We start from the raw sequence: 14,675 nt of genomic DNA on the forward strand, positions 1-14,675 counted from the left end.
AGGTTGTGGGTATCAGACATCAATTTTGGGTTCAACCGGCAATACACGAAGGGCCGGGACGGGGATTCCCGTACCGGCCCTTCAGGCTATTGCGTTGCTACGCAAGTTCCGCGAAGAAGTCAGTCCTCTTCGGCGTAGTTGCGGGTGCGGTTCGGATCCACCGGGATGCCCGGTCCGGTGTTCGTCGAGAACGTCACCTTCTTGACGTAGCGGCCCTTCGCAGTGGAGGGCTTGACGCGCAGGATCTCTTCGAGGGCAGCGCCGTAGTTCTCCGCCAGCTTCTTGTCGTCGAAAGACGCCTTGCCGATGACGAAGTGCAGGTTGGCCTGCTTGTCGACGCGGAAGTTGATCTTGCCGCCCTTGATCTCGTTGACAGCCTTCGCCACATCGGGGGTGACGGTGCCGGTCTTCGGGTTCGGCATCAGGCCACGCGGGCCCAGCACACGAGCGATACGACCGACCTTGGCCATCTGATCCGGGGTGGCGATGGCGGCATCGAATTCCAGCCAGCCGCCCTGGATGCGCTCGATCAGGTCCTCGGCGCCAACGGCGTCCGCACCGGCGGCCTCGGCCTCGGCGGCCTTGTCGCCGACGGCGAACACGATGACGCGGGCGGTCTTACCGGTGCCGTGCGGCAGGTTGACCGTGCCACGGACCATCTGATCAGCCTTGCGGGGATCGACACCGAGACGGACGGCAACCTCGACGGTCGCGTCGGTCTTCTTGGTGGAGGTCTCCTTCGCGAGCCGCACGGCGGCCAGCGGGGCGTAGAGCGAGTCGCGGTCGACCTTGGCGGCCGCCTCGAGATAAGCCTTGCTTCGTTTTGCCATAATTCTCTGTCCTGTTCGTAAGTTCAGAAGTGGTTGCCGGGACTGGCCGTCCCTCCCACTCGAGCTGGAAGACTCGTACTACCCGGTGACGGTGATACCCATCGAACGGGCGGTACCAGCGATGATCTTCGCCGCGGCGTCGATATCGTTGGCGTTCAGATCTTCCTGCTTGGTCTTGGCGATCTCACGGACCTGGTCCATGGTGACGGTCGCGACCTTGTTGCGGTGCGGCTCGGCCGAACCCTTCTGCACACCGGCGGCCTTCAGCAGCAGACGCGCGGCGGGCGGCGTCTTCAGCTTGAAGTCGAACGAGCGGTCTTCGTAGACCGTGATCTCGACCGGAATGACGTTGCCACGCTGCGACTCGGTCGCGGCGTTGTACGCCTTGCAGAACTCCATGATGTTGACGCCGTGCTGACCCAGCGCGGGGCCGACCGGCGGGGCCGGGTTAGCGGCACCGGCCTGGATCTGGAGCTTGATAAGCCCAGAGACCTTCTTCTTCTTCGGGGGCATCTTTCTTCCTTGGTTTAGGTTCCTTACGGATTCCCGTAAGCCTGCTCCGGACGCACCGCGGGCATAGAACTGCCCGAGGCACAGCCCGCAAGTCTATGCGAACGAAAACAGGGCGGTGACACCGGCCCATTTCGGCCGGGCCACCGCCCCGATGCGTTAAATCTTGGCGACTTGAGTGAAGCCGAGTTCGACCGGAGTCTCGCGGCCGAAGATCGAGACCAGCACCTTGAGCTTCTGCTGCTCGGCATTGACCTCGGAGATGCTGGCCGGGAGGGTGGCGAACGGGCCGTCCATCACGGTGACGGACTCGCCGACCTCGAAGTCGACCTCAATGGTCGGCTTGGCGGAAACGCCCTCACCGGACGCGGCGGCGGAACCGGCGCCGGCGGCAGCCGCGGCGGGCTTCTTCTGCTGCGCGGCGGGGACCAGGAACTTCACCACGTCGCCGATGGACAGCGGTGAGGGCCGCGAAGTAGCGCCGACGAAACCGGTGACACCGGGGGTATTGCGAACCGCACCCCAGGACTCGTCATTCAGTTCCATACGCACCAGGATGTAGCCCGGCAGCACCTTGCGGTTGACGTTCTTCTTCTGGCCGTTCTTGATCTCGGTGACCTCTTCGGTCGGAACCTCGACCTGGAAGATGTACTCCTCGAGACCGAGGTTCTGCACGCGGGTTTCGAGATTGGCCTTGACCTTGTTCTCGTAACCGGCGTAGGAGTGCACGACGTACCAGTCGCCGGGGGCGCGCCGCAGCGCCGCCTTCATTTCCGCGACGGGGTCGGCGGGTTCGGCATCGATGGGTACGGAGGTGTCGATGACCTCATCGGTGTCGGCGGGCTCAGCGTCGATGGACTCAGCTTCCGCGGCCGGCTCGAGGTCGGCGGATTCCTCGACGATGCCGGTGGCCTCCACCGTGTCGTCGACCTGGAATTCGTCGGTTGTGCCGTTCTCCGGGGTGCTCACTGGGCACTCGCTTCCTGTGTCGTCACGTACATCCTGTGCGTGCCGGGTCGATACCCGGCGGATGGCTCCGCCTGCTGAGACATTCGGGCCGAACCATCTGCCTCGGGACGGTACCCGGCGTCGACGGTCAGTTAGCCGAACAGCCAGCTGACACCCTTGATGAACGCCACATCCACTCCGGCGATGAACGAGACCATGAAGATCACGAACACCAGGACAACGCTCGTATAGGTGACCATCTGCTTGCGGTTGGGCCAGATGACCTTGCGAAGTTCCGCGATAACTTCCTTGAGGAACTTCAACAGACGCTTGAACGGATTACCCGTACCGCCACGCCCGGCCTCGGCCGGCTTGCTCGTCTTCTTCAACGAGGGCCGATCGACGGTTGCGATCGAACCTGTTGTCTCCGCCTGCGACGTACGAGTCCGCCGAGTGGAACGCTTGCCGCTCGGGCGAGCCACCGCATTGGTGTCGTCGCCCTCATCGGCAGCGCCGTGGCGAGTATCCCGCTCGTCGACCACGTCGATCCTCTCTCGTCGCTGGCATTAGGGCAGGGGCGACAGGACTTGAACCTGCAACCTGCGGTTTTGGAGACCGCTGCTCTGCCAGTTGAGCTACGCCCCTTCGGCTGGACGGAAATTCACAGCTATCCAGCCACTGGTTTCTTCAGTTGTACCGGGTTTTTCACAAGTACGCGCGCCGCTCCTCGGAGCAGCGCGCATCGGCTGGTGACCCCAGATTCACAAGTCTACGTTAACCCGCACGCGAATCGCCAATCGGGGTGATCACTGTCCGCCGATGCGTCCCCACCCCGTCAGTCCGGCGCGCTTTTGGCCGGAATCCACTACTGATCGGAGGTGGATCCCGGCCAAATGCACGCCGGGATGACGAGGGGCGTAGATGACCTGGGGGTCGGTCAGGCCAACTGCACAGTGGCGGTGGCGCGTCCGAAGATCTTGCGGCCTTCGGACTTTGCGACAATCGCCACTACCGCGGTCCTGGTTTCCGGGTCGACCGACTTGACCTTGCCGGTGTATTCGATCTCGGCGGCGCGGTCGGCGGGGACATAGACCGGGCTGGTGAAGCGCACGTTGTACTCCTTCACCGCACCCGGGTCGCCCAGCCAGGAGGTGACGAAACCGCCGCCCAGGCCCATGGTCAACATGCCATGTGCCACAACGTTTTCCAGACCGACGAGTTTGCAGACGTCGTCGCTCCAGTGAATCGGGTTGGCATCGCCGGAAACACCCGCGTAGTTCACCAGATCGCCGCGGGTCAGGCGGACGATGCGCGCGGGCAGAATATCGCCGGCGGCTACATCCTCGAAACGCAGGCCGTGCCTGGTCCGGGTGGACGCGTCGGCCGCGCCGCGCGGCTCGGGGCGCGGCGCCTTCGGCAGCTCGGGCACATCGATGCGCGCGTGGTGGGCGGGACGCTCTTCCGGGCCGAGGCCGTGCATGAGCACATTGCGCACCGCGCCGGAGAGATTGGGATCGATATCACCGCCGCTGCGACCGATCAGCGTGGTGTAGGTGGTGAGCACCAGCTCGTTGTCCTGCGCGACCACATCGTTCTTGGTGACGATGATGTCGCCACCGAACGCCTGGCGGAACGAATGCAGGTAGACGATGCAGCTGAGCTGATCCCCGGCCTTGATCGGGCGGTGGAATTCCAGAATCTGATCGGTCTGCATGATCTGGCTCAGGTCGTAGCCGGTGACGACCTGCTCGAAGAGCGCGGTCTGGGCCAGAATGCCGACCAGGGAGATAAAGCTGAGCGGGGCGACCAGACCGTCGTAGCCGTACTCCTGGGCAATGTCCTCATCCCAGTGCGCCGGGTGGTAGTCCTGCACGGCGCGGGCGTACTCACGCACCTTCTCGCGGCCGACCTCGTAGTAGTCGTCCACCCGGTAGTGGTGGCCGACCATGGCGGCGGCGTGCGCGGCGGGATCGAAAACCTCGCCTGGATCGACCATATCGGCCTCGATGTCGGTTACGGCCTCGGTGTTGACAGTCACGGCAGGAAGTCCCTATCTGATCCCGAACGGGATCGGGCGGAGCGCTGAACCACCGCTATATACACCAAGAGCCGGACCGGGGCCACTGTCCCGCTGTATGAGGGACGAAGTGACTACGCCGATCCGGCACTTCTTCCACGCGGTAGGACGCGCGGGTTTAAGTTAGCGAGACTCGCGGTGGGCCCGGTGGGTACCGCAGTTGGGGCAGAACTTCTTGAGTTCCAGACGATCCGGGTCGTTACGCCGGTTCTTCTTGGTGATGTAGTTACGGTGCTTGCACTGCTCGCAGGCCAAGGTGATCTTTGGCCGGATATCAGTGGACTTCGCGGCCACGATGCGCCTTCTTTCCGGTCAGCCTGATGGTTAATCAGTATGGGGTAGCGATGGCCGGACTTGAACCGGCGACACAACGATTATGAGTCGTTTGCTCTACCAACTGAGCTACACCGCCATGCGAGGATTCGCGGCGGCGATAGCTCGGTCATCGATCTGGATGCCGAGTCGGTCACCACCGGCAATCCGGCGAGCCCCCTAACGGAATCGAACCGTTGACCTTTTCCTTACCATGGAAACGCTCTACCGACTGAGCTAAGGGGGCATGTCTGCGTGGCTCCGACCTTGCGGTCGGGGCGCTGAAGACTTGAACGAGGTTACACAACATCTCGACCCAACTACAAACCGTGTGGTGAGAGATGGTTTTCACGGGTGAACAACCGGCAGTCGAGGAGGTGGATCCCGGCCACGGGCGCGCCGGGATGACGGGCGCGGCACTCAGGGGCGGCGGGCGCTCGTCATTCCGGCGTGCTTGTGGCCGGAATCCACGCCGCGAACACACGAAACCCCCTGGGACCTTGATGGTTCCAGGGGGTTCGCGGGGTGGCAGATGTAGGATTCGAACCTACGTAGGCTTTCGCCGACGGATTTACAGTCCGCTCCCATTGGCCGCTCGGGCAATCTGCCGTGCGCCTTACAGCGCGGTGACGAGAATACATCGAACCCCCTCCCGGAACGCAAACCGGCTGGAAAACGCGGTGCCGGACGGACTACCTTCGGCGGGACAACCCCGCAAAACTTCCGATCTCGGACAGGAGCACAAGCAGTGGCCGATTCGTCGTTCGATGTCGTCAGCAAGGTCGATCGCCAGGAGGTGGATAACGCCCTCAACCAGGCGGCTAAGGAGCTGAGCACCCGCTACGACTTCCGCGGCACCGGCGCGAGCATCGAATGGTCCGGCGAGGAGAAGATCGTTCTCCAGGCCGAGGCCGAGGATCGCGTCAAGGCCGCGCTGGAGGTGTTCAAGGAGAAGCTGATTCGCCGCGATATCTCCCTGAAATCATTCGATGCCGGCGATCCCCAGCAGTCCGGCAAGGTGTACAAGATCACAGGCGAGATCGTGCAGGGCATCTCCCAGGAGAACGCCAAGAAGATCTCCAAGAAGATCCGCGAAGAGGGCCCCAAGAGCGTGAAGGCGCAGATCCAGGGCGATGAACTGCGCGTCAGCAGCAAGAACCGCGACGATCTGCAGGCCGTGATCTCACTGCTCAAGGGCGGCGACTTCGACGTGGCGCTGCAGTTCGTGAATTACCGGTAGCTCGCTCGAGTCTCCCGTGGCCCCGGCTTACGCCGGGGCCACGGCTCTGAATAGGGGTGGGATTCCGCCACCCCGGCCGTTCCGAGATACAGTGCGCCCGCCACGCGCGCAGCACCTACCGCCGCACGCACGACCTGCCGCCTCACGTGAGACCCGCCACCCCACGCAGGGACCTGCCACCTCACGCAGGGAGCCGCCACCTCACGAGCGACCTGCCGCCCTCGCGTGCGAGCCGCCTCGCGCGCGATCGACTGCTCGCCTGTGGCCCTACTGCATTGTGCTCGGGTCGAATTCGCGCTTCTCGACGAGGACCAGCCAGTTTCCGGAATTGTCGCGGACGATGGCTTCGACGCCGTAGGGGCGTTCGGCGGGCGGCTGGACGAATTCGACGCCCTTGGCGGTGAGTTCCTCGAAGGTCTTCTGGCAGTTGTCGGTTGCCAGGCCCAGGGCGCCGTTGGTGCCGTTGGCGAGGGCGCGGCGGACGGCTTCGGCGAAGTTCTCGTCCAGGGGTGGGCCGGGGATCATGAGGGTGATCTCGAGTTCGAGATGATCGGGATGAGCTACCGTCACCCAACGAAATCCGTTGTCCCCCATGCTCACATCGGTGACTTCGACGAACCCGAGCTTATCGATGTACCACTGCTTGGCGGCGGTCTGATCCTGCACGTAGACGGTGACGAGCGAGACATTCGTAATGGTTGTCATACGCCAAGGCTATGAACTCGACCCTTGCGACGCTTCTCCAAAATTGCGGTGTTCAATCCGGGAGCTTGCGGTCGGACAGGCCGTGCATGAAGACGTAGCAGCCGGGGATGGGTGGGGTGCCCTCGGCGGCGAATTTGGCCTGGTACTCCGAGGGGGACATGCCGACGAGCTCGGTGAACTTGCCGCTGAAGGACCCGAGGCTGGTGTAGCCGACCAGCATGCAGGTCTCGGTGACCGTCACATTCGAGGAGCGCAGCAGATCCTGGGCGCGTTCGATGCGGCGTTCAGCCAGGTAGACGGCGGGCGTCTTGCCGTAGGTGGCCGCGAAGCAGCGCAGGAAGTGGTACTTGGACACACCTGCGGCCGCCGCCAGACTGTCCAGATCCAGCGGCTCCGCGTAATTCCGGTCGGCCAGGTCCCGCGCTCGCCGCAGGTGCGGGAGCAGATCTTCCGGAACCGGCCGGGCGCTCACGAGAAGGGCTGGAGTTCGTCGAAACGCAGCGAGGCTCGGCCCGCGCCGCGCCAGAGCTTGGCGGTGAGGTCGAGATCCTCATCGGTGACCAGATTGCCCATGACCCGAACCGCCGTGCGCTGCAAGAGTTTCGAGCGCATGACCGGGGGTCCGCCGAATGGCACCGCGCGCGGGTGGGTGGCCAGCGCGGCGAGGCGGCGCGCCACCGAGTAGGTGCGGCCGTAGCGGGCGCGCAACATATCCGGCCACAGTCCGCTCAGATCGGGTTCGTCGAGGATTCCGGCGAGCATGTGCCCGCCCTCCAGGCCGTAGTCGATGCCCTCGCCATTGAGCGGGTTCACGCATCCGGCGGCGTCACCGACCAGCGCCCAGTTGCGGCCCGCCACATTCGAGACCGCGCCACCCATGGGCAGCAGCGCCGAGGCGACCGCACGCGCTTCACCCTCGAATCCCCATTCCGCGCGGCGCTGCGAAACATAGTGCTGCAGTAGCGGTTTCAATGAAATATTGGAGGGCCGCTGTTCGGTGGCGAGGGAGCCGACGCCGATATTGACCTCACCGTTGCCGAGCGGGAACACCCATCCGTAGCCGGGGAGCAGGGTGCCCTCGGCATCGCGAAGTTCAAGATGGGAGGTAATCCACGGATCGTCGCTGCGCTCGGATTTGATGTAGGCCCGCGCCGCCACGCCGTACGCGTACTGGCGATGCCAGGTGCGGCCCAGCAGTTTGCCGACCGGCGACCGCACCCCGTCGGCCACGATCAGGGTCTTGCAGCCGATGGCATGCAGTCCACTGTCGGTTTTGACGGTCACCCCGGTGACCCGGTCACCGTCGCGCGCCACCTCGATCACGCGCGCGCCATCCACCATCTTCGCGCCGGACTTCATCGCGGTCTCGCGCAATTTATCGTCGAGTTCGGTTCGCGGAACAGCACTTCCATAGCTGGGGAACGACCCACCCGGCCACGGCAGCAACGCCTCCCGCCCGAACCCGGCCATCCGCAATCCGCGATTCACCGTATGCGCCCGCAGCCACTCCCCCAGCCCCAAATGCTCCAGCTCCGCGGTCGCCCGCGGCGTCAGCCCGTCACCACAGGTCTTATCCCGGGGAAATACCGCCGAATCGATCAGCAGTACATCGCGTCCGGCCCGAGCCGCCCAGGCCGCCGATGCCGATCCGGCCGGTCCCGCCCCCACCACCAGCACATCCGCATGCGCGGGCAATACATTCGAAGTGTGCCCCTGCACGGGCGTCGCATCCGGTGAACCCATGAGCCCAATACTTGCAGCCCCCCTGATCGCTGTCGACGCGCACCACACCATTCACCTCCGCACCCCCTGTGAACCTGACGACACCAACCAACCCCCATCCGCCCGCACCGACCCGGCAGATTCCCGACACCGAACCAGCAGATTCCCCACGCTGAGCCAGCAGCTCCCGGCACTGAACCAGCAGATTCCCCATACTGAGCCAGCAGCTCCCCGCACTGAACTAGCAGGTTCGCGGCCCGGTTCGGTTCTGGACTGAGTGGAGCGGGGGAGCGAAGCGGAGGAGCGGAGGGAGGGAAGAACCGGACGGCAGGGCCGCGAACTTGCCGTCGCGGAGCGGCGGCCGAAAACACAGCACCGGACGGCAGGGCCGCGAACTTGCCGTCGCGCAGCGACGGCGAAGAATACTGTCTATTACGTCGCACTCTGGTGGTGTCCCTGGGGATAGAAAGTGCGACACGATAGGTTCTTTCTCGTGGGGTCGGACGCGGCACTGGGAGATGGAATGAGCGCATCGGCTGTGAGCGATGAGAGCACCGTGGTGGCGGGGGTGGATCTGGGTGATCCGGAGCTCGCGGCAACCGTGAAGAAGGGCCTCGCTGAGGTCGAGGAACTGCTGATCACGGAGCTGTCCGACGGGGAGGAATTCCTGCAGGAGGCGGCGCTGCATCTGGCGAAGGCGGGCGGGAAGCGGTTCCGGCCGCTGTTCACCATCCTCACCGGTCAGTTGGGTCCGAAGCCCGACAGTCCGGATCTGATCACCGCGGGCACGGTGGTCGAGCTGGTGCATCTGGCGACCCTGTACCACGACGACGTCATGGATGAGGCTCCGATGCGACGCGGTGCGCCGAGCGTGAATTCGCGCTGGAGCAACAGCATCGCGATTCTGGCGGGCGACTACCTGTTCGCGCACGCCTCCCGACTGGTATCCACGCTGGGTCCGGACGCGGTGCGCATCATTGCCGAGACCTTCGCCGAGCTGGTCACCGGCCAGATGCGGGAAACGCTGGGTGCCAAGCAGTCCCAGGACCCGGTCGAGCACTACCTGCGGGTGGTGTGGGAGAAGACCGGTTCGTTGATCGCGGCCTCGGGTCGTTTCGGCGGCACCTTCTCCGGTGCGGATCTCGATCATGTGGAGCGGCTGGCGCGCCTCGGCGATGCCGTCGGCACCGCCTTCCAGATCTCCGACGACATTATCGATATCTCCTCGGCTTCGGAGCAGTCCGGTAAGACACCCGGCACCGACCTGCGCGAGGGCGTGCACACGCTGCCGGTGTTGTACGCGCTGCGCGATGAGGGCGCCGACGGCGACCGGCTACGCAAACTGCTGGCCAAACCGCTCGAGACCGATGACGAGGTGGGCGTGGCCCTGGACCTGCTGTCGCGCTCGCACGGCATGGTGCTGGCCAAGGAGAAGCTGCAGGGGTACGCCGATATCGCGCACGCGGAGCTGTCCGCGCTGCCGCCCGGCCCGGCCAATGAGGCATTGGAGCGGCTGGTCCGCTACACCATCGAAAGGGTCGGCTGACCTGCCGCGCGGCCACCCGGGGAACCTGTTGCCCCGTGCTTGTCGTTGACCTGGTGTAACGCACGTCAGGGAGGGGTCGCGGCAGAAGGAGACCGATGCACGGGCATGGTTATGCGAACGGGTTGAAGACCTTCGGGCTCTTGGTGGGCATGTCGGCGCTGATCGTGTTCGCCGGGGCGCTGTTCCGCAACCCGACGATCCTGGTCCTGTCGATCCTGTTGGCCGTGGGCATGAACGCCTACGCCTACTTCAACAGCGACAAGCTGGCTTTGAAGTCGATGCACGCCCAGCCGGTTTCCGAATTGGAAGCGCCGGTCATGTACCGCATTGTGCGGGAGCTGGCCACGACGGCGCGCCAACCCATGCCGCGGCTGTACATCAGTCCGACGAACGCGCCCAATGCTTTCGCCACGGGCCGCAGTCCCCGGCACGCGGCGGTCTGCTGCACCACCGGCATCCTGCAGATCCTGGATGAGCGGGAATTGCGCGCGGTCCTCGGCCATGAGCTGTCGCACGTCTACAACCGCGACATCCTGATCTCCTCGGTGGCGGGTGCGCTGGCATCGGTTATCTCGGGTTTGGCGAATCTGGCCTTCTTCGCGAGCGCGTTCGGCGGCAATCGCAATGGTGGCGGCCCGAATATGCTTGGTATCCTGCTGGTTTCGCTGCTCGGCCCGATCGCGGCGACGGTCATTAAACTGGCTGTCTCCCGCTCCCGCGAATTCGAGGCCGACCAGGACGGCGCGGAACTCACCGGCGACCCCCTGGCCTTGGCCGCGGCGCTGCGCAAGATCGAACGCGGCGTCCAGGTAGCCCCTCTCGCCCCGGAACCCCGCCTGGCCGCGCAGTCCCACATGATGATCGCCAACCCATTCCGTGGCGGCGAGAAAATGGCCCGCCTCTTCGCCACGCACCCGCCGATGGCCGAGCGCATCGCCCGTCTGGAAGCCATGGCCGGCGGCAGGCGGGACTACTGAGGCCACATCGGTCCTGGCCCAGGTCACGGGCCACAGTCGCGCGGGCTCCGAGACAGGTACCGCCACAGACGAATTGCGGCCGTGGCGCGCTCAGGCGCGCGGTCTGGTGGCCCGGATTCCGGCGAGTACCACGTCGACAATGCGCTCCGCGTCCGGGCGAGCGAACGTGCGCATGCCGCGGTTCACAATGAGGTGCACCGGGCCGAACACCAGCTCGCCGAGGAAGGCGCTGTCGACCGGTGGCAGCTCGCCCCGCTCGACCGCGAGGTTCACCCGCCGACGCAGGGCGACTCCGCGCTGCTCGAGGATCCTGGCCACCGTCTGCCGGACGGCGGGGTTCTCGTGGGTGGGTTGGACGGCCTGTTCGAGTGCCTGGCCGAACGGGGTACCCAGGCCGCTGGCCATCGCCACCAGGTAGTCCACCAGGTCACGTCCGAGGTCGCCGGTGTCGATTATGGAGGCGAGGTCCTCGGCGTACTGCAGCAGGGCCTCGGCGACCAGTTCTTCGCGGTCCGGCCAGTTGCGGTAGACGCTGGTCCGGTGCACGCCGGCGAGTTCGGCGACCTCCTCGTAGCGGAAGCCCGCGATGCCGTCGCGCGCGACGAGTTCGGTCGTCGCGCCGAGGATCTGCGCGCGCACCCGCGCATTGCGGCCACCGGGACGGCGTGCCGACTGCCGGTTCGCGGTGCTGTCGGTCATTCGCGGGCTCATCTCCTGTCCAGCGTTCGGGTGTCGATTGTCGTCAGGTCGGCCGTTGCGGGGCAAGCCGATCGTGCCTAGACTCGATTAAAGCAACAGTTTGTCGCTTTAATGATTGGGCTCGGTGGCAGCGCCCCCACCCACTGTTCGACACGCCCTCCCCAGCAGACCTGGAGCACGCACCATGCACGTCCTCATTTCCGGAGCCGGTATCGCCGGGCTCGCCAGCGCACTCGAACTCGGCACCCGCGGCCACGACGTCACCGTCGTCGAGTACGGCCGCCACTTCCGGCTCGAAGGAACGCCCATCGACATCCGCGGTGACGCGATCGAGGCCGTGGACCGGATGGGACTGCTCGAGCGGATTCACGACCTTCGGCTCCGGATGTCGGAGTCCAGCCGGTTCGTCGACGATGACGGCACACCGGTGGGCCGTGTCCCGATCGCGGAGATAAGCGACTCCGACGACATCGAGATCCTGCGTGCGGACCTCGTGCGCGTCCTCGCCGACGCGCTCCCGGCGTCCGTGACGATCCGCTTCGGCGACTCCATCCAGACGGTGACCGACCACGGCGACGACGTTCGGGTCCGTTTCGACTCCGGCCGCACCGGACGGTACGACCTGGTGATCGGTGCCGACGGCCAGCACTCCGCGGTACGCGACCTAGTTTTCGGGCCCGAGCGGAACTACGTCCGGCACCTCGGTGTCTACTTCGCCCTCGCCGATCTCCCCGGCGAGGAATGGTCCGATGGCGTCAATTCGATCTACAACGTCCCCGACCGGTTGGCGGGCATCTTCCGGTACGGGGGCAGAACCGTCGCGGTCTTCCAGTTCCGCTCCGGGCCGCTCGACTACGACCACCACGACCTGGATGCCCAGAAGCGGATCCTCTTCGACGCCTTCGCGGATTACCGGTCGTGGAAGATCCCCCGGCTACTCGACGCGGTGCGCGCCGCGCCCGAGTTCTTCTTCGACGCCGCGAGCCAGATCCACCTGCCGTCCTGGCACCGCGGCCGCGTCGTCCTCGTCGGGGACGCGGGGTACTGCCCCGCCTTCCTCTCCGGCCGGGGCACCTCCCTCGCGCTCACCGGCGCCCACTTTCTCGCGGCGGAACTCGAAGCGTGCGGCAACGACCACACCGCCGCGTTCGAACGGTACGAGGCCCGACTGCGTCCTCATGTCACCTTCGCCCAGGAGATCGTCGACCTCGGGCGCGACCACCTGCTCCCGGCCACCTGGGATGCCATCGCCGCCCGCAACGAGCGTCTGCGCGCAGCGAGCACCCATGTGCGCTGAACCGGACACGGCGGAACTCGACACCGAACCGCTCCCGGTCGCAACGCGAGCGGTTCGGGGCGGGGGCGCCGCGATCGACCAGCAGGGGCGTCCCGCACACGCCCGCCACCAGGAAGCCCGCTCGAATCGCGCCCGCCACCGGAAGCCCCCGACCGCTTACTTCCCCTTGCGCCGGAGGAAATTCGTTGTGAACGACGACGCACCGGGTGCACCCGCCCCCACCATGCAAAAGCACCGCTGGAGTAGGCGACTCATCCTCTGGGTGGCGGTCATGATCCTCGCCAATGTCCTGGCCGACGTCGCCATCACCTCCCCGCTCATGGTCCTACCCCAAATGCTCGAGCACTTCGACACCGACCAGGCCGCGTGGCTGAATGCGAGCGCGATGCTGGCGGGGGCCATCTGGTCACCCTTGCTCGCGAAGAGCTCCGATATCTTCGGCGAGCGCCGAATGCTCATTGCCACCCTGCTACTCGCGTGCGTGGGCGCGCTGGTCTGCCTCGCCGCACCCAATATCTGGATCTTCCTGGTGGGACGCTTCATTCAGGGCGCCGCCCTGGGTGCGACCTTCATTACGGTGGCCCTCGCCCGTCGGCTCTACACCCCGCGGGTGGCCATGGCGGTGGTCGGGCTCGTCATGTCCGGCTCGGCGATCGTCGGGGTGCTCGAACCCTTCCTGATGACGCCGGTCATCGACCACTTCGGCTACCGGAGCGTATTCATCGCGGGGGCCTTGCTCGCCGCACTGGCCGCGCTCAGCGTGCGCTTCCTCATTCCGAGGACACCGGGGCGCAGCAGCGGACGCATCGATATGCGCGGTGCGCTCCTGCTCGGTGGCGGCCTCGGCGCGGTACTCGGCTACGTCACCCTCGGCCGGGATTCCGGGTGGCTGTCCGGGAGCATGATCGTGCTACTGGTGGCCGGGGTCGCGGCATTGGCCGGTTGGCTGGTCCTCGCCCTGCGGATCGAGGAGCCCATTATCGATATCCGGGCCCTCAGCCGACCCATCGTGCTGACGCTGCTGGCCCTGGTGCTGGCCGCGGGCGCCTTCCGGAGCATGGTGCAGCTGACGGGGATCGTCGCCCAGGTGCCGACGGACCTAGGTCTCGGTTACGGGCTGGGCGACGGGGAATCGGTCGCGGTGCTGCTCGCGACCGTCTCGTTCGGCATCATTCTCGGCGGCGCGCTGGCCGGATGGCTCGCCGGGCGGTTCGGTCCCGCGACACCCCTGCTCGGCGGTATCGCCATCGGGACGGTCGCGACCTTCACAATGCTGGCGGGCGTATCGGTTCTCCCGCTGGCGATCGGCTGCGGAGCGGTGCTCGGTATGGCCGCCGGAGCGATCGGCACGTCCGGCTACAACATGGCGACCGAGCTCGCGCCGCCCGAGCGGCAGGGCACGGTCTCGGGCCTGGTGTCGGTCGTGCTCGCCCTCGGATCGGTCATCGTCAATGTCGCCGGGGGCGAAGTCCTCAAGGCCAACCGCACCATCGCCGACGGCACCCCGATGAGCACCGCGACCGGCGTCCATCTCTACGTCCTCATGGCCGGGGTGCTCTTCATAGTCGCCGCGGTGCCCGCGATCACGCTGATGCGGAACCGGCCTGTCACACCGCCCCCGGAGACAACACCGAGACCGATGGAGGACCCGGCCTACGACCGCATTGCCAGCGCGTAGAAACCACCGACCGGCGCAGGTCTGGGCTCCAATCGCGCTGCCGCACGGTGAAATACCGACCGACGGAGGGCCCCTCTACCTAGGTTGAGGCGTGATGCCGGAACAGCCCCTGTCATCCCGGTGTGCGTTGGGCG

The 14,675-nt window shown here is 65.8% G+C and carries 15 protein-coding genes and 4 tRNA genes; 5 read left to right on the forward strand and 14 right to left on the reverse strand.

All coding sequences use genetic code 11. The features are described 5' to 3' along the window. Positions 1-119 precede the first annotated feature (119 nt). The 10 genes from rplA to NU1_RS34710 form a co-directional block, all read right to left on the reverse strand. On the reverse strand, positions 120-830 hold the full coding sequence (gene rplA / locus NU1_RS34665; protein WP_067528153.1) for a 50S ribosomal protein L1: 711 nt from the start codon (positions 828-830) through the stop codon (positions 120-122). A gap of 78 nt (positions 831-908) precedes the next feature. Continuing rightward, the gene (gene rplK / locus NU1_RS34670) at positions 909-1,343 is read right to left on the reverse strand and encodes a 50S ribosomal protein L11 (RefSeq protein WP_067528154.1); all 435 of its coding nucleotides are present in this window, start codon (positions 1,341-1,343) and stop codon (positions 909-911) included. Positions 1,344-1,499: 156 nt separating this feature from the next. Beyond that, positions 1,500-2,309, reverse strand: a complete 810-nt coding sequence (gene nusG, locus NU1_RS34675; protein ID WP_067528156.1) for a transcription termination/antitermination protein NusG — start codon at positions 2,307-2,309, stop codon at positions 1,500-1,502. A 131-nt stretch (positions 2,310-2,440) separates the two neighbouring features. Continuing rightward, positions 2,441-2,830 carry a preprotein translocase subunit SecE gene (gene secE / locus NU1_RS34680; RefSeq protein WP_067528158.1) on the reverse strand — a complete coding sequence of 130 codons (390 nt, stop codon included), beginning with the start codon at positions 2,828-2,830 and terminating at the stop codon, positions 2,441-2,443. 30 nt (positions 2,831-2,860) lie between these two features. Beyond that, positions 2,861-2,933 (reverse strand) — tRNA-Trp (locus NU1_RS34685). 292 nt (positions 2,934-3,225) lie between these two features. After that, entirely contained in the window at positions 3,226-4,284 is a 1,059-nt protein-coding gene (locus NU1_RS34690; RefSeq protein WP_067528185.1) for a fused (3R)-hydroxyacyl-ACP dehydratase subunits HadA/HadB, read from the reverse strand. Positions 4,285-4,488: 204 nt separating this feature from the next. Then, on the reverse strand, positions 4,489-4,659 hold the full coding sequence (rpmG, locus tag NU1_RS34695) for a 50S ribosomal protein L33 (RefSeq protein WP_029925945.1): 171 nt from the start codon (positions 4,657-4,659) through the stop codon (positions 4,489-4,491). Positions 4,660-4,704: 45 nt separating this feature from the next. After that, positions 4,705-4,777, reverse strand: a tRNA-Met gene (locus tag NU1_RS34700). 74 nt (positions 4,778-4,851) lie between these two features. Next, positions 4,852-4,924, reverse strand: a tRNA-Thr gene (locus NU1_RS34705). A gap of 279 nt (positions 4,925-5,203) precedes the next feature. Further along, a tRNA-Tyr gene (locus NU1_RS34710) sits at positions 5,204-5,286 on the reverse strand. Between the two features lie 139 nt (positions 5,287-5,425). On the opposite strand from NU1_RS34710, the gene NU1_RS34715 reads away from it, so the two are divergent. Beyond that, positions 5,426-5,917, forward strand: coding sequence for a YajQ family cyclic di-GMP-binding protein (locus NU1_RS34715; RefSeq protein ID WP_067528160.1), 492 nt, complete (start codon positions 5,426-5,428; stop codon positions 5,915-5,917). Between the two features lie 267 nt (positions 5,918-6,184). Here the strand turns inward: NU1_RS34715 and NU1_RS34720 are convergent, their stop codons facing one another. Genes NU1_RS34720 through NU1_RS34730 form a run of 3 tightly spaced genes read right to left on the reverse strand, consistent with a single transcriptional unit; the run spans position 6,185 to position 8,365 of the window. Next, positions 6,185-6,622, reverse strand: a complete 438-nt coding sequence (locus NU1_RS34720; protein ID WP_067528162.1) for a VOC family protein — start codon at positions 6,620-6,622, stop codon at positions 6,185-6,187. A 52-nt stretch (positions 6,623-6,674) separates the two neighbouring features. Continuing rightward, positions 6,675-7,094: a helix-turn-helix domain-containing protein gene (locus NU1_RS34725; RefSeq protein WP_067528164.1), complete on the reverse strand. Its 420-nt coding sequence runs from the start codon at positions 7,092-7,094 to the stop codon at positions 6,675-6,677. Continuing rightward, entirely contained in the window at positions 7,091-8,365 is a 1,275-nt protein-coding gene (locus tag NU1_RS34730; RefSeq protein ID WP_067528166.1) for a geranylgeranyl reductase family protein, read from the reverse strand. Before NU1_RS34730 ends, NU1_RS34725 begins: the two co-directional genes overlap by 4 nt. Before the next feature lie 502 nt (positions 8,366-8,867). Between NU1_RS34730 and NU1_RS34735 the strand changes: the two genes are divergently transcribed. Both NU1_RS34735 and htpX read left to right on the forward strand, forming a co-directional pair. Next, positions 8,868-9,890: a polyprenyl synthetase family protein gene (locus tag NU1_RS34735; protein ID WP_067528169.1), complete on the forward strand. Its 1,023-nt coding sequence runs from the start codon at positions 8,868-8,870 to the stop codon at positions 9,888-9,890. A 95-nt stretch (positions 9,891-9,985) separates the two neighbouring features. Further along, a complete protein-coding gene (htpX, locus tag NU1_RS34740) occupies positions 9,986-10,867 on the forward strand; it encodes a zinc metalloprotease HtpX (protein ID WP_067528171.1) in 882 nt (293 codons plus the stop codon). Between the two features lie 90 nt (positions 10,868-10,957). Here the strand turns inward: htpX and NU1_RS34745 are convergent, their stop codons facing one another. Beyond that, positions 10,958-11,566 (reverse strand): TetR/AcrR family transcriptional regulator, encoded by a 609-nt coding sequence (locus NU1_RS34745; RefSeq protein ID WP_067528173.1) that lies wholly within the window; start codon positions 11,564-11,566, stop codon positions 10,958-10,960. Positions 11,567-11,750: 184 nt separating this feature from the next. Between NU1_RS34745 and NU1_RS34750 the strand changes: the two genes are divergently transcribed. Together NU1_RS34750 and NU1_RS34755 are read left to right on the forward strand one after the other, a co-directional pair. Beyond that, entirely contained in the window at positions 11,751-12,863 is a 1,113-nt protein-coding gene (locus tag NU1_RS34750; protein WP_067528175.1) for an FAD-dependent monooxygenase, read from the forward strand. A gap of 187 nt (positions 12,864-13,050) precedes the next feature. After that, on the forward strand, positions 13,051-14,541 hold the full coding sequence (locus tag NU1_RS34755) for an MFS transporter (RefSeq protein WP_245720450.1): 1,491 nt from the start codon (positions 13,051-13,053) through the stop codon (positions 14,539-14,541). The last annotated feature ends 134 nt before the right edge of the window (positions 14,542-14,675 follow it).

Source organism: Nocardia uniformis NBRC 13702 (assembly GCF_001613345.1).
In the GTDB taxonomy this organism is placed as follows: Bacteria; Actinomycetota; Actinomycetes; order Mycobacteriales; family Mycobacteriaceae; genus Nocardia; species Nocardia uniformis.